Source organism: Bradyrhizobium sp. CCBAU 53421 (genome assembly GCF_015291625.1).
In the GTDB taxonomy this organism is placed as follows: Bacteria; Pseudomonadota; Alphaproteobacteria; order Rhizobiales; family Xanthobacteraceae; genus Bradyrhizobium.
In genome coordinates this window covers 564,461-585,250 of sequence record NZ_CP030047.1, presented here as the reverse complement: position 1 = coordinate 585,250, position 20,790 = coordinate 564,461, and the positions used below count along the sequence as shown (strand labels likewise).

The window sequence follows — 20,790 nt, the reverse complement described above, 5'->3', positions numbered from 1 at the left end:
GCCGTCCTCCCTCGGATACTCATGACAGCCATTGTTCGCACGACGTTATCTCAAAGCCGGGCGGCGGCCTATAGGCAGCATGTTCAATGCGCCGCCTCGCAGTGCAGCAAGCCTAAAGCGCGATGAGATTGGGTTGAATCGTCATCGCGCTTTAGCTTGTTGTTTGAGCATGATCTTTTCGGAAAACCGCTTCGCACTCTTCCGGGTCATGCTCTAGGAGGCCTTGTCAGGCTTCGCAGCCGCGCAGGCATCGGGGACCGGAAGCGGAATCTTGCCGAGCTCGATGATCGCCTTGTTGCGGCTGAACAGCTTCAGCTTGCGCAGGATCTCGGTGACATGCGCCTTCACGGTGGATTCCGCGAGCTTGAGCTCGGAGGCGATCTCGCGGTTCTGCAAGCCGCGGATGATCAGGTGCAGCACGCGGATTTGCTGCGGCGTCAGCTTCTGGATCCGCTCGCGCAGCGTCCGCGCGGTCTCGGACTGCTCCAGTGCGCCGACCGCGACGAAATCGCGCGGCGCCGAGACCGATCCGCTCAGCACGCGCGCGATCGCCTGCGACAGCTCGCCGAGCGAGGTCGATTTCGGCAGATAGCCGACTGCGCCCATCTCCAGCGCCTCGCGGATGGTGTGCTTGTCCTCTTCGCTGGAGACGATGGCGATCGGCAGCCGCGGATAGCGATCCCGGATCTTCTGGAAACCGGAGAAGCCGACCACGTCGGGCAGCAGCAGATCGAGCAGCGCGAGGTCGATGTTCGGCTCGCTGGCGAGGATACCCAGCGCGCCTTTGATCGAGGTCGCCTCGTAGATCCGTGCATCGGGATGCGAGATGCGGATGGCGTTGCCAAGCGCCTCCCCGAACAGGGGGTGATCGTCGATGATCAGGAACCCCATCATGAGGACCCTCGCACTGCTCGAGCCTTTTCCGTTCCGATAGAATCGGAACGGGGCTCTCGATTCATATTCTGACGCGTTTTCTTCACGCGAACCGGTATCCACTTCGCTCGAAAACGCTACCGCGGCTAGTTCGATCCGCCGGTATCCTGCACACTCTGCAGATAGGCATATACGTTTCTGAGCTCGTCGTCGCTGAAGACGTCCTTCCAGGCCGGCATGCCCTTGGCTGGCCGCCCGTCATGAACTGTCTTCCAGAATGTCTGTTCCATGTCGTCAGCATAGCGCTTCTTGAGCAGCCTGAGATCGATCTTTCGCTCGGCCTGCACCGCGTCCGGACCGTGGCAATGGGCGCAGGTGCCGTTGAAGACCTCCCGCCCCGCATTGGCGTCGCCCTTGGCATCCCCGGCGGCCACGGCGGTCTGGACCGGTTTCTCGGCCGCGGCCGCCTGCCCGACGGTGACGGGCTCGCTTGCTCCGACGGACGAGGTCGTTGCCTGGTCTGCCTGGCTGAACTTCACCGGCGCGCCGTCCGGCACGCCGTATTTGGCAAACAGGGCGGAAATCTCCGGCTCTAGCGACGGCAGCACGCCGTCGACTTCATCGCGCAGCGCGCCGGACGCCTTGGCGAAGCCGACTGCCGTCGCCCAGAGCAGGCCGTCGCCCTCGGTCGACACGATCTGATACTTGTCGCCATAGGTCGTCTTGTTGAGCCAGCCCGCCACCGGCGCCCAGATGAAGGCGATGTCGGCCTTGCCTTGCTCGAGGGCCGCCATGCCCTCCTCAGGGCTCAGCACGGTGACCTTCCGGATGTCGTCGCGCAGCGCCAGCAGGTTCTGCGGCGTCGATTGATATTGCACCGCAACCCGCAATCCCTTGAGATCGTCGATGCCGGCGAGCTTGCGATCCTTGCCACCGACCAACGCGTAGCCTTCATGAGCGATCGGCTTCGAGAAGATCACCGCCGGACCCATGAAATCGTCGATCAACGGCAGGCCGACCATGGCGTCGCATTGCTTGCCCAGCAGCGTCTCCCGCACGGTGCGCTTGCCGAAATAGGATTTGTACCAGTTATAGCTCACGGTGCGGCCGAGCTTCTGCGCGACCGCCTGGCCGATCTCGAGATAGAGGCCGGGCTTGCCCGGCTCGTCGCTCGAGAACGGCAGGTTGGTCGGGTCGGCGCAGAGCCGCAGCGGCGGCTTTGTCTCGTCGGCGCCGGCCGCCAGGGCCGGCGCCATCAGCAGGGCGGAGAGCAGCACGGTCCGGATTGCACGTTCCAACCGCGCGTTGCGCGAGGGGGTGCGCAGTTCGTTTCGGGCGATGCAAGATACGGACAATGCTGCCTCCTGGACCATCGTTTATTGCAGGGCGAACACGAACAGCGAGCCGCCTTCAGGCGCCGCGGCGACCATCTTCTTGCCGATGTCACCGAGGAAGGCCGGCAGCGCCGCGGTGCGTCCGACCACGATCGCGACATACTGCTTACCGTCGACCGAATACGTCACGGGACCTGCGCCGATGCCGCTGCCGAGGTTCTTGCTCCACAGCACCTTGCCGTTCTTGGCATCGATGGCGCGGAAGTCGCCGTGCAGATTGCCCGAGAACACCAGATTGCCGCCGGTCGTCAGCGTGCCGCCGTTGAAGGGCAGGTCTTCCTTGATGCTCCAGACCTTCTTGTTGGCGATCGGATCCCAGGCCACGAGCTCGCCGAGGAAGCCGCCGGGGCCCGGCTTGGTCGGGAATTCGGCGCCGAGATAGAACACGCCGCGCTTGTAGTTCACGTCAGAGACCGACCAGTCCATGCAGACGTTGTTGCTCGGGATGTAGACCAGGCCGGTCTGCGGGTTGAACGACATCGGCTGCCAGTTCTTGCCGCCGATCAGGTTCGGGCAGATGTCCTTGGCGGGATGGCCGGGGCCCGGACGCTTATCCGGATCCTCTTCCGCCCGCATCGTGTTGACGTCCCACTTCTTGGCCCAGTTGGCGAAGACGTATTTCTCGGCCGAGATCACCTTGCCGGTCTCGCGGTTGGCCACGAAGAAGAAGCCGTTGCGGTCCGCCTTCATCAGCACCGGCGTTTCGGCGCCCTTGATCTTCAGGTCGGCGAGCAGCAGCTCGTTGACGCCGTCATAGTCCCAGGCGTCGGCCGGCGTGCCCTGGATGTGCCACTTGATCTTGCCGGTGTTGGGATCGATCGCCAGCGTCGAGGCCGTGTAGAGGTTGGTCAGCTTGCCGAAATTGCCGTCGCCGGTGGAGCGCACCGCGGTATTCCACGGTCCCGGATTGCTGGTACCCCAGTAGACCGTGTCGGTCTTGGCGTCGTAGGAGCCGACCAGCCAGGCGGCGCCGCCGCCATGCAGCCCGGTGTCGCCCTTCCAGGTGTCGCTGCCGGGCTCGCCCGGCGCCGGCACGGTGAAGGTCTGCCAGAGCAGCTTGCCGTCCTTGAGGGAGAAGGCCTGCAACGAGCCGCGGACGCCGTATTCGCCGCCGCCGAAGCCGGTGATCACCTTGTCGCGGACGATCAGCGGCGGCGAGGTGATGACCGAGCCCTGCTTGTAGTCGACCACGGTCGAGGTCCAGAGCTCCTTGCCGGACTCGGCATCGAGCGCGGTCAGCTTGCCGTCGAGCCGGCCGACGAAGATCTTGCCGTCTGCATAGGACACGCCGCGGTTATTGACGTCGCAGCAGGCGTATTGAAGCACGTCATCCGGAATGTCGGGCTGCCAGGTCCACTTGCGCGCGCCGGTCGCGGCGTCGACCGCATAGACGTATTTCGGACCCCACGAGGTCGACACGTACAGCGTCTTGCCGATCACCAGCGGCGAGGACTCGTTGGAGCGCAGCGAGGCCAGCGACAGCGAGTAGACCAGCTGCAGCTTGCCGGCGTTCTCGGAATTGATCTGCTTTAAGGGGCTGAAACGCGTATTGCCGTAGTCGTGGCCGGCGATCGCCCATCCGTTGGGATCGGACGCCGCCTTCACGACGGAATCATTCGCTTTCGACGCGCCAATGCCTGCCAGCACCATGGCGACCAGCGACACACCGGCAAAGAAAATCCCGCTCCTCAGCTTCATTGGCTTCCTCCAATATGGTTTCGTTGCCGCGATGGATGCATCGCGCGCGCGGATCGATGCCCAATTTCATGAACCAGCGATCTTGCGTCGCTGCGTCGGCGATGAAAATGACAGCAACGCTTTTGCGTCGTTATAGGCGGAAGGTAGTAGCAATCGCGGCGACGATTTTGGCGCGCCGCAGGCAGCGTCAGTCGGCCCAAAATCGCTTGCGCCGCAGCGCATTTTCGTCACGCCGGAGCACGCCGGCAGCCGCTTGCAAATTGCCCATCGAACGGCCGCCTGCTAGGATCGCAGGCACAGCCCGGAGCCTTCATGACAGGGCCGCAACTACGACTTTGATCGCGGTTACGTCCCATATGAAGCGTGGTCTACTGGGCCCATAACGAAGCTATTGGGAGAAACGCGTGTCTACAGTCAAACTGACGGTAAACGGCAAGGCGGTCTCGGTCGACGTTGAGGACCGAACCCTCCTCGTGCACCTGTTGCGCGAAAACCTGAACCTCACCGGCACCCATGTCGGCTGCGATACCAGCCAGTGCGGCGCCTGCGTCGTCCATGTCGATGGACGGGCGGTCAAATCCTGCACCATGCTGGCCGGCCAGGCGGCGGGCTCCAACGTCACCACGATCGAAGGGCTCGCCAAGGGCGACGAGCTGCATCCGATGCAGGCGGCGTTCCGCGACAATCACGGCCTGCAGTGCGGCTACTGCACCCCCGGCATGATCATGTCCGCGGTCGATATCGTGCACCGGCATGGCGGCAAGCTCGACGAGGAAACGGTTCGCCAGGAGCTCGAAGGCAACATCTGCCGCTGCACCGGCTACCACAACATCGTCAAGGCGGTGCTCGATGCGGCCGGCCGCATGAAGGTCGCGCAGGCCGCCGAATAGCAGCTCGCGCACCGCACACGATCAAGCTCATCACCGCCGATCTCGATGGAAACGGCGGCAAATCGAATCTCCGGTCGGGAGGACTAGACCATGGGTGTTGAAGGAATTGGCGCACGTGTCGTGCGCAAGGAAGACCGCCGGTTCATCACCGGACAAGGACGTTACGTCGACGACGTTAAAATGGTCGGCATGAGCTACGCTCACTTCATCCGCAGCCCGCATGCACATGCCAAGGTCAAGGGCATCAACTCTGCCGAGGCGATGAAGATGCCCGGCGTGATCGCGGTGCTGACCGGACAGCAGATCGTCGACGACAAGGTCGGCAACCTGATCTGCGGCTGGGCGATCACCTCGAAGGACGGTTCGCCGATGAAAATGGGCGCGTGGCCGGCGATGGCGCCGGAGACCGTGCGCTTCGTCGGACAGGCGGTCGCGGTCGTGATCGCCGAGACTAAGAACCAGGCCAGGGACGCGGCGGAAGCCGTCGTCGTCGATTACGAAGAGCTTCCCGCGGCGGCCGACATCAAGGCCGCGATCAAGCCGGGCGCACCGCAGCTGCATCCCGAAGCCCCAGGCAACATCGTCTATGACTGGCATCTCGGTGACGAAGCCGCGGTGAAGGATGCATTCAGCAAGGCCGCCAACGTGGTGACGCTCGAACTCACCAACAACCGCCTGGTGCCGAACGCGATGGAGCCGCGCGCGGCGGTCGCGCATTACGACCAGGCCGAAGAGCACTACACGCTCTACACGACCTCGCAGAACCCGCACGTCGCCCGCCTCGTGCTGTCGGCGTTCTACAACATCGCGCCCGAGCACAAGCTACGCGTGATCGCGCCCGACGTCGGCGGCGGCTTCGGCTCCAAGATCTACATCTATCCGGAAGAGATGGTGGCGCTGTGGGCCTCCAAGAAAGTGGGTCGCCCGGTGAAGTGGACCGGCGATCGTTCCGAGGCCTTCCTCACCGACGCGCATGGCCGCGACCATGTCTCGAAGGCGGAGATGGCGTTCGACAAGGACAACAAGATCCTTGGGCTGCGGGTGAAGACCCACGCCAATTTCGGCGCCTATATGTCGCTGTTCTCCTCAGCGGTGCCGACCTATCTCTACGCGACGCTGCTGTCGGGCCAGTACGTGATCCCGGCGATCTACGCCGAGGTGATCGGCGTCTACACCAACACCACGCCGGTCGACGCCTATCGCGGCGCCGGCCGCCCCGAAGCGAGCTACCTCATCGAGCGCATGATGGAGACGGCGGCGCGGCAGTTGAAGGTCGATCCGGCCGAGCTGCGCAAGGCAAACTTCATTACCACGTTCCCGTATCAGACGCCGGTTATCATGGCGTATGACATCGGCGACTTCCACGCCTCGATCGATGCCGCGATGAAGGCGATCGACTATGCCGGCTTCCCGGCCCGCAAGGCCAAGGCGAAAGCCGACGGCAAGCTGCGCGGCATCGGCGTCTCCTGCTACATCGAGGCCTGCGGCATCGCGCCGTCGAAGGCGGTCGGCAGTCTCGGCGCCGGCGTCGGCCTGTGGGAGTCGGCGGAGATCCGCGTCAATCCGGTCGGCACCATCGAGGTGCTCACCGGTTCGCACAGCCACGGCCAGGGCCATGAGACGACGTTCTGCCAGATCATCGCCGAGCGGCTCGGCGTGCCGATCAGCCAGGTCTCGATCGTCCATGGCGACACCGACAAGGTGCAGTTCGGCATGGGCACCTACGGCTCGCGCTCACTTGCGGTCGGCGGTACGGCGATCGTGAAGGCGATGGAGAAGGTGGAAGCCAAGGCCAAGAAGATCGCGGCGCATGCGCTCGAGGCCTCCGAGAGCGACATCGTGATCGAGAACGGCGAGTTCAAGGTCACCGGCACTGACAAGTCGATCGCGCTGCCGATGGTCGCGCTCGCCGCCTATACCGCGCACAACCTGCCTGATGGCATGGAGCCCGGGCTGAAGGAGACGGCGTTCTACGACCCGACCAACTTCACCTTCCCGGCCGGCGCCTATATCTGCGAGCTCGAGGTCGATCCGGGCACCGGCAAGACTTCCTTCGTCAACTTCGTGGCGGCGGACGATTTCGGCCGGCTGATCAACCCGATGATTGTCGAGGGCCAGGTCCATGGCGGCCTTGCGCAGGGCATCGGTCAGGCCTTGCTCGAGGGCGCGGTCTATGACGACACCGGTCAGCTCGTGACCGCGTCCTTCATGGACTACACCATGCCGCGCGCCGACGACCTGCCGTCGTTCCAGCTCTCCCACACCACGACGCTGTGTCCGGGCAACCCGCTCGGCGTCAAGGGCTGCGGCGAAGCCGGCGCGATCGGCGCCTCTGCCGCCGTGATCAACGCGATCACGGACGCCATCGGCAACAACAAGCTGGAAATGCCGGCGACGCCCGATCGCGTCTGGCACGCCATTCACGGTTGAGGGAGGAAGAGCCATGTACGAGACCAATTATCATCGCGCTTCCTCGGTCGCTGACGCCGCCGCAACCTTCGCCAAAGGCGCGGAATCAAAATTCCTCGCCGGCGGACAAACCCTGCTTCCGGTAATGAAGCAGCGTCTTGCTTCGCCTTCGGACGTGATCGACCTCTCCAAGGTGCAGGAGATGATCGGCATCGAGGTCTCGGGCGAAACCGTCACCATCAAGGCCGCTACGCCGCATTACGACGTGGCGCAAAGCGATGCGGTGCAGAAAGCGATCCCGGCGCTCGCCAATCTGGCGTCGATGATCGGCGATCCCGCCGTGCGCTATCGCGGCACGATCGGCGGCTCGCTCGCCAACAACGACCCGGCGGCGGATTATCCGGCGGCGGTGCTGGCGCTCGGCGCGACGGTCAAGACCAACAAACGGTCGATCGCGGCGGAGGACTTCTTCAAGGGCCTGTTCACGACGGCGCTCGAGGATGGCGAGATCATCACCGCGGTGTCGTTTCCGGTCCCGGCCAAGGCGGGTTATGCCAAGATGCGGCATCCGGCCTCGCGCTTTGCACTGACCGGCGTGTTCGTGGCCAAGACCAAGTCGGGTGACGTCCGCGTCGCCGCGACGGGTGCGTCGCAAAGCGGCGTGATGCGGGTCGGCCCGATCGAGCAGGCGTTAAAGGCGAACTGGGCGGCCGCGGCGCTCGACAGCGTCACGATCCCGGCGAGCGGCCTGCTCGCCGACATCCACGGCTCGGCGGATTACCGCGCCAACCTGGTGAAGGTGATGGGACAGCGGGCCGTGACCGCGGCCGGTTAGTCTCTATCCTTCGGGAACCTATGCAGGCGGCGCGCAGCGATGCGCGCCGTTCGCGTTTTGCTGGCATTCCAGCCAAAAGGGCTTGCCACATCCCCCGTTAGGCGAGAGAATTTAGCTAATCAGCTAATTAAAAATACCGTCAGATGGACGGCCCGCGGGGAGAGGACCCATGACGTTCGACAGAGCAAGCGAGCCCCCATTGCCATGGGTACCGACGGCCAGGCCGCGCCTTTGACGGCAGCGCCGGTGCGATTCCCCGCGCGTCGGACGAGTGAACAAGACCCTTCGACTACTTCCCAATAGCAACAACGGAACAACAACGTGCTCGACAAGCCCGCCTCCCATACCGCCGCTCGCACCTCGGGCCCGCTCACAGGCTTCCGCATCGTCGAATTCGCCGGCATCGGTCCCGGCCCGTTCGCCTGCATGCTGCTCGCCGACATGGGCGCCGAGGTCATCACGCTGGACCGGGTCGGCGCGGGCAAGAATTTGAAGGCGGTCGCGACCCGCGGCCGCAAGGTGATCGAGCTCGATCTCAAGAACAAGGCGGCGATCGCTGAAGTGCTCGAACTGCTCGGCCATGCCGACGCGCTGATCGAGGGCTTCCGCCCCGGCGTGATGGAGCGCCTCGGCCTCGGCCCCGATGTGGTGCTCGCGCGCAATCCAAAACTGGTCTACGGCCGCATGACCGGCTGGGGCCAGGAAGGCCCGCTGGCCAACGCCGCCGGCCACGACATCAACTACATCTCGATCACAGGCGCACTTGCCGCGATCGGACCTAAGGAGAAGCCGGTGCCGCCGCTCAACCTGGTTGGCGATTTCGGCGGCGGCGCACTTTATCTCGTGGTCGGCGTGCTCGCAGCACTCCTGGAAGCGCAGAAGTCCGGCAAGGGCCAGGTGGTCGACACCGCGATGTGCGACGGCGCGGCCTCGCTGATGTCGATGTTCTACGACATGGCCGCGCAAGGCCGCTGGAGCGGCGGCCGCGACCAGAATTTCCTCGACGGCGGCGCGCATTTCTATGGCGTCTACGAATGCTCCTGCGGCAATTTCATCTCGATCGGCTCGATCGAGCCGCAGTTCTACGCGCTGCTGCGCAAGCATGCCGACCTGACCGACGCCGACTTCGATGCCCAGATGGACCGCAAGGCCTGGCCGGCGCTGAAGGCGAAGCTGGAGAAGGTGTTCAAGAGCAAGTCGCGCGCCGACTGGTGCAAGATCATGGAAGGCACCGACATCTGTTTCGCGCCGATCCTCACGATGGAAGAGGCCCCGAAGCATCCGCACATGGCGGCACGCCAGGTGTTCGTCGAGCGCCACGGCGTCACCCAGCCCGCCCCCGCACCGCGCTTCTCGCGCACGCCGTCCGCGATCCGCGAACCGGAGCTGGCGAGCATCGGCGATGTGACGGCGGCTTGGAAAGCGACGAAATAAATCTCGTCGTCGTCCCGGGCAAGCGCAGCGCGACCCGGGACCCATAACCACAGGGCACCGTTGTTGCGCGACGCTGTGGCCCCAGCTCGCTTCATCCCCACGTCCTGTGGTTATGGGTCCCTGCTTTCGAAAGCAGGGACGACACCTATTGGCTGTGCGCTATCGTGGCACTGTGCCTACGCCGCGTGATCGACCTTCAGCACGCCGCGGCGGATCTGGTCTTCCTCGATCGATTCGAACAGCGCCTTGAAGTTGCCTTCGCCAAAGCCGTCGTCGCCCTTGCGCTGGATGAACTCGAAGAAGATCGGCCCGATCGCGTTCGCCGAGAAGATCTGCAGCAGCACCTTGGTCTGGCCGCCGTCGACCACGCCCTCGCCGTCGATCAGGATGCCGTTGGTCTTGAGCCGCGCGACGTCCTCACCGTGCTTGGGCAGGCGGGCATCGATCCGCTCGAAATAGGTGTCGGGCGGCGACGGCATGAACGGCAGGCCGTCCGCGCGCAATCTCTCGACCGTCGCGTGGATATCGCGCGCGCCGCAGGCGATGTGCTGGATGCCCTCGCCGCGATAGACGTTGAGATATTCCTCGATCTGTCCGGAATCGCCGGCGTCCTCGTTGATCGGAATCCGGATCTTGCCGTCCGGGCTGGTCAGCGCACGCGAGAACAGGCCGGATGCGCGGCCCTCGATGTCGAAGAAGCGGATCTGGCGGAAGTTGAACAGTTTTGCATAGAAGCCGGTCCAGACATCCATCCGGCCGCGATGGACGTTGTGGGTGAGGTGATCGATGTAATAGAGGCCGGAGCCCGCGGGGCGCGGGTTCGCAGCCCCTAACCACTCGAACTCGGCATCATAGGCCGAACCCTTGGCGCCGTAGCGATCGACGAAATAGAGCAGGCTGCCGCCGATGCCCTTGATCGCGGGCACATCGAGCGTCTTCGCCGCGGACGACACATCCGCCGGCTCCGCGCCGAGTGCGATCGCGCGCTCATGGGCGCACTTGGCATCAACCACACGGAACGCGATCGACGGCGCGCAGGGGCCGTGCGCGGCGACGAAATTGAAGCCGTGGCTGCCCGGCTCCTCATTGACGAGATAGTTGATATCGCCCTGGCGATAGACCGTGATCGCCTTGGTCTTGTGGCGGGCGACCGCGACAAAGCCCATCAGCTTGAACAGGGCGTGTAGCTCCGCCGAGTTGGGATGGGCGTATTCGACGAACTCGAAGCCGTCGGTGCCCATCGGGTTCTCGGTGCTAATCTCGGCCGGCGGCGCATCGTGCGGAAACGGACCCATGGCGGGTAACTCCCTGATTTGTCTGGAGATCAGTTTCCGTCACTTGAGGCGCAACGTGCGTGCAAAATAGGGCTCGCTTCGCTATTATTGCGCACGATCCGTGCATGGAATGGATATTTGACGCATGCCTGAAGTCGACGCCTTCGACCTCAAAATGCTCGCCGCCCTGCAAGACGACGGCCGGCTGACCAACCAGCAGCTGGCCGACCTCGTCGGGCTGTCAGCCTCGCAATGCTCGCGGCGGCGGATGCGGCTGGAGGAGGAGAAGGTGATCTCCGGCTATCACGCCGACCTCGCCGGCGAGGCGCTCGGCTTCGGCCTGATCGCCTTCATCCACATCACGCTGGCGACCCACTCGCCCGACAATGCCAAGCGGTTTCGCGAACTGGTCAACCGCGTCGACGACATCCAGGAGGCCTATGCGCTGACCGGCGATGCCGACTACGTGCTGAAGGTGATGCTGCGCGACCTCAAGAGCCTGTCGGACATCGTCAACAACGTGCTGATGCCGCACCAGAGCGTGGCGCATGTGCGCTCCTCGATCGTGCTCGATCGCCTGAAGGAGAGCACCAGGCTGCCGTTGAAATCGTTACAGGCGTGATGGCGCGAATCGAGGGAATTCCGTCATTCGCTTCAGTGGCACGACCTGCGATCATCTGTGCGAATTGGTTCGATACCGCGACATCGGTAGTGGGCTCCCTCTCCCCTTGTGGGAGAGGGTTGGGGTGAGGGGTTCTCTCCGCGAAGCACCCTCTGCCGAGAGACCGTGACCCCTCACCCGGATCGCATCTTGCGATGCGATCCGACCTCTCCCACAAGGGGAGAGGTGCAGCGGTGTCTGCGGCATCCAGGAATCTGAGGAAAGCCATGGCGCTGCAGCTGCGACCGAACTGCGAATATTGCGACAAGGACCTGCCACCGAGCGCCGTCGATGCGCGGATCTGTTCCTACGAATGCACGTTCTGTGCTGATTGCGCCGAGACCAAGCTCGGCAATGTCTGCCCGAACTGCGGCGGCGGCTTTGCGCCGCGGCCGATCCGCCCGGCCAAGCCGTGGCGGGCGGGCGTCTGCACCGTGAACCAGCCGCCGTCGGACAAGCGGGTGCATCTGAAATACAGCCTTGATGACGTCGCGGCGAACACGGCGCGGCTGAGGGATGTCAGGCCGGAGGAGCGGTGATCTCTTCTCGTCATTGCGAGGAGCGAAGCGACGAAGCAATCCACCCATCATCATACGCGGATCGATGGATTGCTTCGCGGAGCCTGTCATCGGGCGCGCATTCGCGCGACCCGTTGGCTCGCAATGACGAATGCGTCACTCCGCCGCGACGATCGTGCCTTCGACCTCGCCAAACCCGACGCGGTAGCCGTCGCCCTGGCACCAGCCGCGCATGACGAGCGAGTCGCCGTTTTCGAGGAACGAACGGGTCACGCCGCTGGCAAGCTCGACCGGCTCGGTGCCGTTCCAGCTGATTTCGAGCAAGCTGCCGCGCTGGTGCTTTTCGGGGCCGGAGATCGTGCCGGACCCGAGGAGGTCGCCGACATTCATCGCGCAGCCGCTGGAAGCGTGGTGCACCAGCTGCTGCACCGACGACCAGTACATGTATTTGAAGTTGGTGCTGCAGATCGTCTTCGCCTCGTTCATCGCACCGGCGCGCAAGCTCACGTCGAGCTGCAAGTCGTAATTGTTCGGCTGGGCCTGCTTGAGATAGGCCAGCGGCTCCGGCTGCTGCGCCGGGCCCTGCATGCGGAACGGCTCCAGCGCCTCGCGCGTCACCACCCACGGGCTGATCGAGGTCGCGAACGCCTTGGCCTGGAATGGGCCGAGCGGCACATACTCCCATTGCTGGATGTCGCGCGCGCTCCAGTCGTTGAGGATGACGAAGCCGAAGATCATCTCCTCGGCCTGCTTCTCGGTCAGCATCTCGCCCATCGCTGACGCCTGTCCAACGACGACACCCATCTCCAATTCGAAGTCGAGCCGCTTGCACGGGCCGAAGCTCGGCACCTCTGCGGTCGGCGGCTTGAGCTGACCGCGCGGCCGCTTGACCTTGGTGCCGCTCACGACGACGGTCGAGGCGCGGCCGTTGTAGCCGATCGGCATGTGCAGCCAGTTCGGCTGCAGCGCATTGTCCTTGCCGCGGAACATGACGCCGACATTGGTGGCGTGCTCTTTCGACGAATAGAAGTCGGTATAGCCCGAGACGGCGAACGGCATGTGCAGCCGGACGTCGGCTATCGGCACCAGCGCCCGCGCCCGCAACTCCCTGTTGTCGCGCAGCTCCGGGTGATCCGAGCGCAACAGCTCGCTGATCCGCGCCCGCGTCGCCGACCATACCTTCGGCCCAAGCGCCATGAAGGCATTGAGTGATGGTTGCGAGAACACGCCGAGCGGCCCGACATCGAGCCGCGAGTCCTGCTCGAGCTCCCAGAGGTCGAGCACATAGTCGCCGATCGCAACCCCGACGCGCGGCGCAAGGCCGTCCTTCGACGAGAACACGCCATAGGGCAGGTTCTGGATCGGGAAGTCGGAGGTCGGCGCGACGTCGATGAAGGAGCGGAGCATTGGGTCGTTGGGGTGGGGCATTGTGGTTCCGATGTGCAATCCGGTGCAACAGCTGATCTTCTTCACCCTCCCCTGGAGGGGGAGGGTCGACGCGAATGAAATGAGCGGCGGGGTGGGGTGACAGTCTATCCGCGAACACACTGCCCGTGTTGAAAGATCACCCCACCCCGTTTCGCATTCCGCTTCGCTGCATGCGAACCGACCCCCTACAGGGGAGGGTCAGATCACGGCTTGGTCGGGTCGAACTTCTTTTCCAAGCCCTTCCAGCAATCCGAGTAATCATCCTGCAGCGTCGACGACGTCGCGGCGTGCTGCGTCACGCGCTGCGGGAAACGGGTCTCGAACATGAAGGCCATCGTGCCGGTCAGCTTCACCGGCTTCAGCTCAGAGTTGCTGGCGTGCTCGAAGGCTTCGCGGTCGGGGCCGTGCGGCAGCATGCAATTATGCAGCGAGATGCCGCCCGGCACGAAGCCTTGCGGCTTGGCGTCGTAGACGCCGTAGATCAGGCCCATGAACTCGGACATGATGTTCATGTGGTACCACGGCGGGCGGAAGGTGTTATCGGCCACCATCCAGCGCTCCGGGAAGATCACGAAGTCGATATTCGCGGTGCCGGCGGTCTCCGACGGCGAGGTCAGCACCGTGAAGATCGACGGATCGGGATGATCGAAGGCGATCGCGCCGACCGGCGAGAAGGTGCGTAGATCGTATTTGTAGGGCGCGTAATTGCCGTGCCAGGCGACGACGTCGATCGGCGAATGCGGCAACGTGGTCTTGAACAGCGAGCCGCCCCACTTCACGTAGAGCTCGGTCGGCGTGTCCTTGTCCTCGTAGGCCGCCACCGGCGTCAGGAAGTCGCGCGAGTTGGCGAGGCAGTTGGCACCGATCGGGCCGCGCTCCGGCAGCGTGAAGGCGCCGCCGTAATTCTCGCAGAGATAACCGCGCGCGGGGCCATTCGGAATCTCGACGCGGAATTTCACGCCGCGCGGGATCACCACGATCTCGCCCGGCTCGGCATCGATGCGGCCGAACTCGGTGACGAGGCGCAGATTGCCCTGCTGCAACACGAACATCATCTCGCCATCGGCATTGTAGAAATGCTGATCGACCATCGATTTGGTGATGAGATAGATGTGCGCCGCCATACCCGCTTGGGTATTGGCATCGCCCGCCGTGGTCATGGTCTGCACGCCCTGCAGGAAGGTCATGTCCTCCTTCGGGATCGGCGCCGGGTCCCAGCGCAGTTGCGCGATCGGCATGTCGTATTCGTGGCACGGCGCGGTGCGCCACAGCCCGCTATCTGCCTTGGCGAAGCGGCCCGAATGCCGCACCGACGGGCGGATACGATACAGCCAGGAGCGTTCATTGGTGCCGCGCGGCGCCGTGAACGGCGAGCCGGACAATTGCTCGGCATAGAGCCCGTAAGCGCAGCGCTGCGGCGAGTTGCGCCCCATCGGCAGTGCGCCGGGCAAGGCCTCGGTCTCGAAGCTGTTGCCGAAGCCGGACATGTAGCCCGGGGTGACCTGCCCCGAGCTGCGAACGATCTGATCAGGCGAGGTGTTGATGTTCACGACTATCCTCCTCCTTGCAGGGCGGCCCACATTTCCTGGTCGCGCTTGTCGGTCCAGATCACGGGATCGTCGATCCCGGACGCCTCGTCATAGGCGCGCGAAACGTTGAACGGCAGGCAATGCTCGTAGATTGCGAACTTCGAGAACTTCGGATCCATCACCTCGCGCGTCGCCGCCATCGATTCCTTCAGGCTGCGGCCCTTGGCGACGGACGCTTCGGCGGCGCCGTAGAGCGTGGTGACGAAGTCGCGGGTCATCGCGATCGCATCGCGTCCGGTCTCGAGGCCCTTCAGCGCATCGCCGCGGCCCGGCGCGATCGCCTTCGGATTGAAGGCGCGGATCTCGTTCAAGGTCATCGGCCATTCGCGCAGATGTGCATCGCCGCAATAGCAGGCCGAGTGATATTCGATGAGGTCGCCGGAGAACATCACCTCGGCATCCGGCACCCAGGCGACGATATCGCCCGAGGTGTGGCCGGCGCCGAGCTGCATCAGCCGCACCTCGCGCTTGCCGAGATAGATCGACATCTCGCCCTCGAAGGTCAGCGTCGGCCAGGTCAGGCCGGGAATGCTCGCTGCATCCTGGAACAGTCGCGGGAAGCGGCCGTATTCGGAATCCCAGTCCTGCTGGCCGCGCTCCTGGATCAGGCGATAGGTCTCCTGCGAGGCGACGATGCCCTGCGCCTTGTAAGCGGAGGCGCCGAGCACGCGCACCGCGTGATAATGCGACAGCACGACATATTTGATCGGCTTGTCGGTGACGGTCTTGACCCGCTCGATCACCTTGTTGGCCATCGCGGGCGTTGCCTGCGCGTCGAACACCAGGCAGCCGTCGTCGCCGACGATCACGGCAGTGTTGGGATCGCCCTCGGCGGTGAAGGCGTAGAGATCGGTGCCGATCTCGGAGAAGGTGACCTTCTTCTCGGCGAGATCCGTGGTCGATGCGAAACCTTTGGCCATCAGTTCAATCCTGTCCGTTTGATCAGTGCTATTGTTGTTGCTGTTGTTGCTGCTGCTGGCTCGCGTCCAGCATGCGCCGCTTCGCCAGCGCGATCGCCTCGCGTAGCACGTCGAGATCGCCGATGTGGTTGGCGAGCACCAGAACCAGCGTCGCATCGAGATCGGCGCTTTGCGCCTCGGTGAGGCCGCGATGTGCCTCGACGATAGCGCGGAAGGCGTCATCGGGCTTTGCGAAGTTCGAACTGGTCGACAGCGCCATCGCAGATCCCTCAGTTCACGCCTGATGCGCGCGCCAGTGCCGCGTCGAGCGCCGGCCGCGCCGCTTTCCGGAAGCGCGCCGCGACATAACCATCGGGCCGCAGCAGATAGGCAGTGCCGGGCTCGGCATCGTAGCGCTTGCCGGCGAGGCCCTGCGCGTCGACCAGCCCACCCTCGCCGCCGACGCGGATGGTGCCGACGCCATCAGGCACATCGAGAGCTGTGCCATTGCCAAACTCCAGCAGCGTGAAGCGTGTTCCCTTCTTGATGAAAACGTCGGTCAAATAGCTGGAACCGCCGCCCTGCTCGGTCACCGGCGCATCCGGCATCGAGGTGCCCGGTCGCGGGCCGCCGCGCCAGTCGTCACGATCCTCACTCGACAGCGGCGTGTCGTAGACCGACGGCACCGACAACCGGCCGCCATTGACCATGCGCTTGCCGAACTCGGTATCCTCTGCGAGCGACAGCACGGCCTGGCGCAGCCGCGCCTCCTGCCGGGTTACCGGCGCCATGAAATCGGTCGAGCGGGTGGACTCGCGGATGTTCTCGTCCGCCGCCGCGCTGCGCTCGATGTGATAGGTCTCAAGCAGACCTTCCGGCGACAGCCGGCGCAGCACGCGGTCGAGCTTCCACGCCAGATTCTCGGCGTCCTCGAGCCCGGAATTGGCGCCGCGCGCGCCGAACGGCGAGACCTGGTGGGCGGAATCACCGGCAAAGATCACCCGGCCGTGGATGAACCTGGCCATCCGGCGGCACTGGAACTTGTACAGCGAGATCCACTCGAACTCGAACTTGTCATGGCCGAGCATGCGCTCGATCCGCGGTCGGACGTTCTCGGGCTGCTTCTCGGCGACCGGATCAGCATCGGGATTGAGCTGCAGGTCGATCCGCCAGATATCGTCCGGTTGCTTGTGCAGCAGCGCCGAGCGCCCGGCGTGGAACGGCGGATCGAACCAGAACCAGCGCTCGGTCGGAAACGCCGCCGTCATCTTGACGTCGGCGATCAGGAACTGGTCCTCGAACACCTGGCCTGCAAACTCGGCGCCGACCATCTGCCGCAGCGAGGACCGCGCACCGTCGCAGGCGACAACGAAGGAGGCATGCACCTGATAGGAGCCTTCAGGCGTCGCGATCGTCAGCGCGACGCCATCGTTGCGGCTCTCCAGCGCGATCACCTTGTTGCGCCAGCGCAGGTCGATCTCAGGCAGCTGCTCAACTCGGTCGACCAGATAGGCCTCGGCGTAGAACTGCTGCAGATTGATGAAAGCCGGCCGCTTGTGGCCTTCTTCAGGAAGAAGATTGAACTGGTAGAGCTGCGAGGCGCCGTGAAAAATCTTGCCGACGCTCCACACCACGCCCTTCTCGACCATGCGGTCGCCGACGCCGAGGCGATCCCAGAATTCGAGCGAGCGTTTCGAGAAGCAGATCGCCCGCGAGCCCTCGCCGATCCGGTCGGCATCGTCGAGCAGCACCACGCGCTGGCCGCGCTGCGCAAGATCGATCGCGAGCGACAATCCCACCGGCCCAGCGCCGACCACGACGACCGGATGCTCCGCGACATTGGCGCCCGACCGGTCCTGGTCGGGATGGCGGCGATAGCCGAATTGGGTTTTGGCCTGTGCCGTGTTGGCTGATGCCATTGCGTGACCCTAATTGCGTGACCCTGGATGTTCCCTGGTGCCGCCGGCCCTTATTTTGTGCTCGAGCTGCGGCTTGTGTGACTGGATTACGACCAGGACCTTGCGGGCCGGCCGTGACCTTGCTAAATTAGTCTCACTTGCAACTATCTTAAACTCCCAGTCGGGCTCGCCGTCAACTCAAATTGGAGGAATTTTTGGCCAGAACCTCTGCAAGCCAGCCTCCAGCCCGGCCGCGCAGCGCCGTGGAAGCGGACGCGCGCGACGATGCCGCGCCGACCAAGAAGCGCCTCGACCTTTTCCACTTCATGCCGTTCCGTCTGAATCGGCTGGCGGCCGAGGTGTCCTCGGCGCTGTCGAGCGAATATCAGGCGCGCTACGGCCTCGACATTCCGGAATGGCGCGTGCTTGCCACGCTCGGTTTCCGCAGCGATCCCTGCAGCGCGCAGTATATCGCGCACTGCACCCGCACCCATAAGTCCACGATCAGCCGCGCGGTGTCGGCGTTGATGGAGCGCGAGATCGTCGAGCGCGTCGAGAACGCCGACGACCGCCGCGAATTCCGCCTGCGGCTGACCAAGAAGGGCCAGGCGCTGTACGAGGAGCTGATCCCGCGTCTGCTGCGCAAGGAGCAGGAGATCCTGTCCTGTCTTTCCGCGCAGGAACGCCGCGACCTCGGCCGACTGCTCGGCAAGGTCGAGAACAGCCTCGAGCTGGTGCAGACCAGCGAAGAGGCCGACGCCAAGGACGTGTATTAAGGCGGCCCTCTTTCGCGCACAGCTACCAAACCCGTCATCCTGAGGTGCGAGCGGAGCGAGCCTCGAAGGATGCACGGCCGCAGTCGGGCCGTCGTGCTTCGAGACGGCCGCTGCGCGGCCTCCTCAGCATGACGGTGATAGGGTTACGCACACTGATGCGAGGCGAAATATTGCACTAGCCGCGATCGATATGCTTCGCGATCACCGGGAAATAATTCTCCCCCGATCCCTTGTCGATCGCCTCCTGCAGCACCGTGCCGATCAGCTCCGCGCCGCGGATCTTGATGCCGGCATCGGCGGCAAGCTCGAGCGCGTAGGACAGATCCTTCAGCGCATATTCGGTCGAGAACGCGCGCTCGGGAAACACGCCGGGCACGATCGCCTTCATGCCGTGGTTGCGCAGCGCAAAGCTGTCGGCCGAGCCTTTCGACAGGGTTTCCAGCAGCAGTTTCGGATCGACGCCATTGTGCTTCGCCACCGCAACGGCCTCGGCCAGCGCGTTCACGGTCTCGAACAGCACCATGTTGTTGAGGATCTTGGTGACCTGCCCGGCGCCAACCTCGCCGCAATTGGTGACGTCGGTGGCAAAGCAGCGGATCAAGGGCTCGATCGCAGCATAGAGCGCGGGCACCGCGCCGACCATGACGCTGAGCGTACCGTCCTGCGCCGCCTGCCGGGTGCGCGCGATCGGCGCGTCGGCCCAGGCCGCGCCCTTGGCCTGCAATTGCGCGGCGAAGTCGCGGGTCTGGCTCACCGAGGACGTGCCGAGATCGACCACGACCTGGGCGGCCCTCACATTCTTCAAAATTCCGTCGCCTTCGAACACCGCGCGCACATGCTTCGCGCTCGGCAGGCAGAGGAACAGCGCATCGCTCTGCTTGATGACGTCGGCAACGGTTTCAGCCACATCGGCGCCGTCGGCGCGCAGCCGTTGCAGCGGCTCGGGCGCAAGGTCGAACACCACGACGCGCTTGCCGCTCTTCTTGACGAGGTTGCGGCAGATCGGCTCACCCATCACGCCGAGGCCAATGAATCCGAGAGTCTTGTATTCAGTCATATCAACTCTTCTTTTGACGTTTCTTGAACTGCGCTTCGCCCAAACCGGCGAAGCTATTTCGCGAACGATCGCGACGGCGCCAGATGCAGGGCGAACGCATCGACCTTGTCGCTGGCGCGCGGATAGATCTCGCTGACGATCGGATCGTGGCCGGGAATGAAGCGGTCAGGATGACCGGCGAGCCGCTCGACGGTCTCCCAGCCCTGCGCCATGTCGCCGACATTATAGACGATCGGGAACGGGCTCCTCCTGTGCAGGTTCGCATAATAATGCGCGGCGTCGGAGGCCAGCACGACCGGGCCGCGCGCGGTCTCGACCCGCACCACCTGCAGGCCGTCGGAATGGCCGCCGACGCGATGCACGGTGACGCCGGGCGCGATCTCGCCGTCGCCGGAATGGAAGGTGACGCGCTCGCCATAGACGTGGCGGACCATCTGGGTGACATGTTCAATAGAGAACGGATGGCGCAGCATGCCGTTGCACATGCAGCGGCCGGTCGCGTAGCTCATCTCGCGTTCCTGCAGATGGAATTTGGCATTCGGGAAGCGATCCAGATTGCCCGCATGATCGTAATGCAGATGGGTCACGATCACGTCGCGGATCGCGTCGGCCGACACGCCGAAGCCGGCCAGCGCATCGACCGGGTTGAGCGTCAGCTTGCGGGCGCGCGCCTTGGCTTCCTCGGCGTTGAAGCCGGTGTCGACCAGGATGTCGCGGCCGTGGCCGCGGATCAGCCAAACGAAATAATCCAGATCCTGCGCGGTGGTGTCATGCGGATCGGGCAGCAGGAAATTCAGGTGGGGCGTGCGCGGCGACATCGTCGCATAGCGCAGGGCGTAGATCTCGTAGGCGTTTCCCATCGGTTTCGCTCTTGCTTGCGGTCTTGTTGAATGGCTTGCGTCCCGAACACAAAGCCATCGCCTCGCGCAAAGGTCAAACCGCGCTGACTGCGACGCGCGCATGACAGATCGGCCCAAACCACTGCGCAAGCCACTGTGAGTGCAATCACATTATCCGCTCAAAGGAACCAGCACCATGCCACGACGGCGATGGCCATGACCGCGTGCTGTTGCAGTGCGGCCTAATGATCGCCGCCGCGATAAACGATGCTGCCGCAAGTCGTTGACGGGGTTTGGCCGTGGTTTGATAATGCGATT

The 20,790-nt window shown here is 64.2% G+C and carries 18 protein-coding genes; 7 read left to right on the top strand and 11 right to left on the bottom strand.

The window, feature by feature from the left end:
• Positions 1-213: 213 nt before the first annotated feature.
• The 3 genes from XH92_RS02725 to XH92_RS02715 all read right to left on the bottom strand — a co-directional run bounded on the left by XH92_RS02725 (position 214) and on the right by XH92_RS02715 (position 3,965).
• The gene (locus XH92_RS02725; protein WP_194457858.1) at positions 214-894 is read right to left on the bottom strand and encodes a response regulator transcription factor; all 681 of its coding nucleotides are present in this window, start codon (positions 892-894) and stop codon (positions 214-216) included.
• A 125-nt stretch (positions 895-1,019) separates the two neighbouring features.
• Positions 1,020-2,171 (bottom strand): c-type cytochrome, encoded by a 1,152-nt coding sequence (locus XH92_RS02720; RefSeq protein ID WP_371817927.1) that lies wholly within the window; start codon positions 2,169-2,171, stop codon positions 1,020-1,022.
• Positions 2,172-2,249: 78 nt separating this feature from the next.
• Positions 2,250-3,965, bottom strand: a complete 1,716-nt coding sequence (locus XH92_RS02715; RefSeq protein WP_246788187.1) for a PQQ-dependent methanol/ethanol family dehydrogenase — start codon at positions 3,963-3,965, stop codon at positions 2,250-2,252.
• A 404-nt stretch (positions 3,966-4,369) separates the two neighbouring features.
• On the opposite strand from XH92_RS02715, the gene XH92_RS02710 reads away from it, so the two are divergent.
• The 4 genes from XH92_RS02710 (at position 4,370) to XH92_RS02695 (ending at position 9,533) form a co-directional block, all read left to right on the top strand.
• Positions 4,370-4,855 (top strand): (2Fe-2S)-binding protein, encoded by a 486-nt coding sequence (locus XH92_RS02710; protein ID WP_076864653.1) that lies wholly within the window; start codon positions 4,370-4,372, stop codon positions 4,853-4,855.
• Between the two features lie 90 nt (positions 4,856-4,945).
• The gene (locus tag XH92_RS02705) at positions 4,946-7,285 is read left to right on the top strand and encodes a xanthine dehydrogenase family protein molybdopterin-binding subunit (protein WP_194457856.1); all 2,340 of its coding nucleotides are present in this window, start codon (positions 4,946-4,948) and stop codon (positions 7,283-7,285) included.
• 13 nt (positions 7,286-7,298) lie between these two features.
• A complete protein-coding gene (locus tag XH92_RS02700; RefSeq protein WP_194457855.1) occupies positions 7,299-8,099 on the top strand; it encodes a xanthine dehydrogenase family protein subunit M in 801 nt (266 codons plus the stop codon).
• A 321-nt stretch (positions 8,100-8,420) separates the two neighbouring features.
• Positions 8,421-9,533, top strand: a complete 1,113-nt coding sequence (locus tag XH92_RS02695; protein WP_194457854.1) for a CaiB/BaiF CoA-transferase family protein — start codon at positions 8,421-8,423, stop codon at positions 9,531-9,533.
• Between the two features lie 176 nt (positions 9,534-9,709).
• Here the strand turns inward: XH92_RS02695 and hppD are convergent, their stop codons facing one another.
• Positions 9,710-10,828, bottom strand: a complete 1,119-nt coding sequence (gene hppD / locus XH92_RS02690; RefSeq protein WP_194457853.1) for a 4-hydroxyphenylpyruvate dioxygenase — start codon at positions 10,826-10,828, stop codon at positions 9,710-9,712.
• Between the two features lie 124 nt (positions 10,829-10,952).
• Here hppD and XH92_RS02685 point away from each other — a divergent pair, with 124 nt between their 5' ends.
• Positions 10,953-11,429, top strand: a complete 477-nt coding sequence (locus tag XH92_RS02685; protein WP_194457852.1) for an Lrp/AsnC family transcriptional regulator — start codon at positions 10,953-10,955, stop codon at positions 11,427-11,429.
• Positions 11,430-11,695: 266 nt separating this feature from the next.
• Positions 11,696-12,007, top strand: a complete 312-nt coding sequence (locus XH92_RS02680) for a DUF1272 domain-containing protein (RefSeq protein ID WP_194457851.1) — start codon at positions 11,696-11,698, stop codon at positions 12,005-12,007.
• Between the two features lie 135 nt (positions 12,008-12,142).
• Here XH92_RS02680 and fahA read toward each other — a convergent pair whose 3' ends face one another.
• The 5 genes from fahA to XH92_RS02655 form a co-directional block, all read right to left on the bottom strand.
• On the bottom strand, positions 12,143-13,414 hold the full coding sequence (gene fahA / locus XH92_RS02675; RefSeq protein ID WP_194457850.1) for a fumarylacetoacetase: 1,272 nt from the start codon (positions 13,412-13,414) through the stop codon (positions 12,143-12,145).
• A gap of 203 nt (positions 13,415-13,617) precedes the next feature.
• Positions 13,618-14,964 carry a homogentisate 1,2-dioxygenase gene (gene hmgA / locus XH92_RS02670; RefSeq protein WP_194457849.1) on the bottom strand — a complete coding sequence of 449 codons (1,347 nt, stop codon included), beginning with the start codon at positions 14,962-14,964 and terminating at the stop codon, positions 13,618-13,620.
• Between the two features lie 2 nt (positions 14,965-14,966).
• On the bottom strand, positions 14,967-15,923 hold the full coding sequence (locus XH92_RS02665; RefSeq protein WP_194457848.1) for an MBL fold metallo-hydrolase: 957 nt from the start codon (positions 15,921-15,923) through the stop codon (positions 14,967-14,969).
• Between the two features lie 28 nt (positions 15,924-15,951).
• The gene (locus XH92_RS02660) at positions 15,952-16,182 is read right to left on the bottom strand and encodes a DUF2783 domain-containing protein (protein WP_194457847.1); all 231 of its coding nucleotides are present in this window, start codon (positions 16,180-16,182) and stop codon (positions 15,952-15,954) included.
• A 10-nt stretch (positions 16,183-16,192) separates the two neighbouring features.
• Positions 16,193-17,821, bottom strand: coding sequence for an FAD-dependent oxidoreductase (locus XH92_RS02655; protein WP_194457846.1), 1,629 nt, complete (start codon positions 17,819-17,821; stop codon positions 16,193-16,195).
• Between the two features lie 194 nt (positions 17,822-18,015).
• Between XH92_RS02655 and XH92_RS02650 the strand changes: the two genes are divergently transcribed.
• The gene (locus tag XH92_RS02650; protein ID WP_371817926.1) at positions 18,016-18,576 is read left to right on the top strand and encodes a MarR family winged helix-turn-helix transcriptional regulator; all 561 of its coding nucleotides are present in this window, start codon (positions 18,016-18,018) and stop codon (positions 18,574-18,576) included.
• A gap of 175 nt (positions 18,577-18,751) precedes the next feature.
• On the opposite strand, the gene XH92_RS02645 is transcribed toward XH92_RS02650, so the two are convergent.
• Both XH92_RS02645 and XH92_RS02640 read right to left on the bottom strand, forming a co-directional pair.
• Positions 18,752-19,633, bottom strand: a complete 882-nt coding sequence (locus XH92_RS02645) for an NAD(P)-dependent oxidoreductase (RefSeq protein WP_194457845.1) — start codon at positions 19,631-19,633, stop codon at positions 18,752-18,754.
• A gap of 53 nt (positions 19,634-19,686) precedes the next feature.
• Positions 19,687-20,493 carry an N-acyl homoserine lactonase family protein gene (locus tag XH92_RS02640; RefSeq protein WP_194457844.1) on the bottom strand — a complete coding sequence of 269 codons (807 nt, stop codon included), beginning with the start codon at positions 20,491-20,493 and terminating at the stop codon, positions 19,687-19,689.
• Positions 20,494-20,790: the final 297 nt, after the last annotated feature.

What these genes read in the sequence shown, in the direction of transcription:
- XH92_RS02715 (WP_246788187.1), bottom strand. Translation starts at nt 3,965, where the DNA reads ATGAAGCTGAGGAGCGGGATTTTCTTTGCCGGTGTGTCGCTGGTCGCC.
- fahA (WP_194457850.1), bottom strand. Translation starts at nt 13,414, where the DNA reads ATGCCCCACCCCAACGACCCAATGCTCCGCTCCTTCATCGACGTCGCG.
- XH92_RS02655 (WP_194457846.1), bottom strand. Translation starts at nt 17,821, where the DNA reads ATGGCATCAGCCAACACGGCACAGGCCAAAACCCAATTCGGCTATCGC.
- XH92_RS02685 (WP_194457852.1), top strand. Translation starts at nt 10,953, where the DNA reads ATGCCTGAAGTCGACGCCTTCGACCTCAAAATGCTCGCCGCCCTGCAA.
- XH92_RS02660 (WP_194457847.1), bottom strand. Translation starts at nt 16,182, where the DNA reads ATGGCGCTGTCGACCAGTTCGAACTTCGCAAAGCCCGATGACGCCTTC.
- XH92_RS02645 (WP_194457845.1), bottom strand. Translation starts at nt 19,633, where the DNA reads ATGACTGAATACAAGACTCTCGGATTCATTGGCCTCGGCGTGATGGGT.
- XH92_RS02640 (WP_194457844.1), bottom strand. Translation starts at nt 20,493, where the DNA reads ATGGGAAACGCCTACGAGATCTACGCCCTGCGCTATGCGACGATGTCG.
- XH92_RS02665 (WP_194457848.1), bottom strand. Translation starts at nt 15,923, where the DNA reads ATGGCCAAAGGTTTCGCATCGACCACGGATCTCGCCGAGAAGAAGGTC.
- XH92_RS02725 (WP_194457858.1), bottom strand. Translation starts at nt 894, where the DNA reads ATGATGGGGTTCCTGATCATCGACGATCACCCCCTGTTCGGGGAGGCG.
- hppD (WP_194457853.1), bottom strand. Translation starts at nt 10,828, where the DNA reads ATGGGTCCGTTTCCGCACGATGCGCCGCCGGCCGAGATTAGCACCGAG.
- XH92_RS02680 (WP_194457851.1), top strand. Translation starts at nt 11,696, where the DNA reads ATGGCGCTGCAGCTGCGACCGAACTGCGAATATTGCGACAAGGACCTG.
- XH92_RS02700 (WP_194457855.1), top strand. Translation starts at nt 7,299, where the DNA reads ATGTACGAGACCAATTATCATCGCGCTTCCTCGGTCGCTGACGCCGCC.
- XH92_RS02705 (WP_194457856.1), top strand. Translation starts at nt 4,946, where the DNA reads ATGGGTGTTGAAGGAATTGGCGCACGTGTCGTGCGCAAGGAAGACCGC.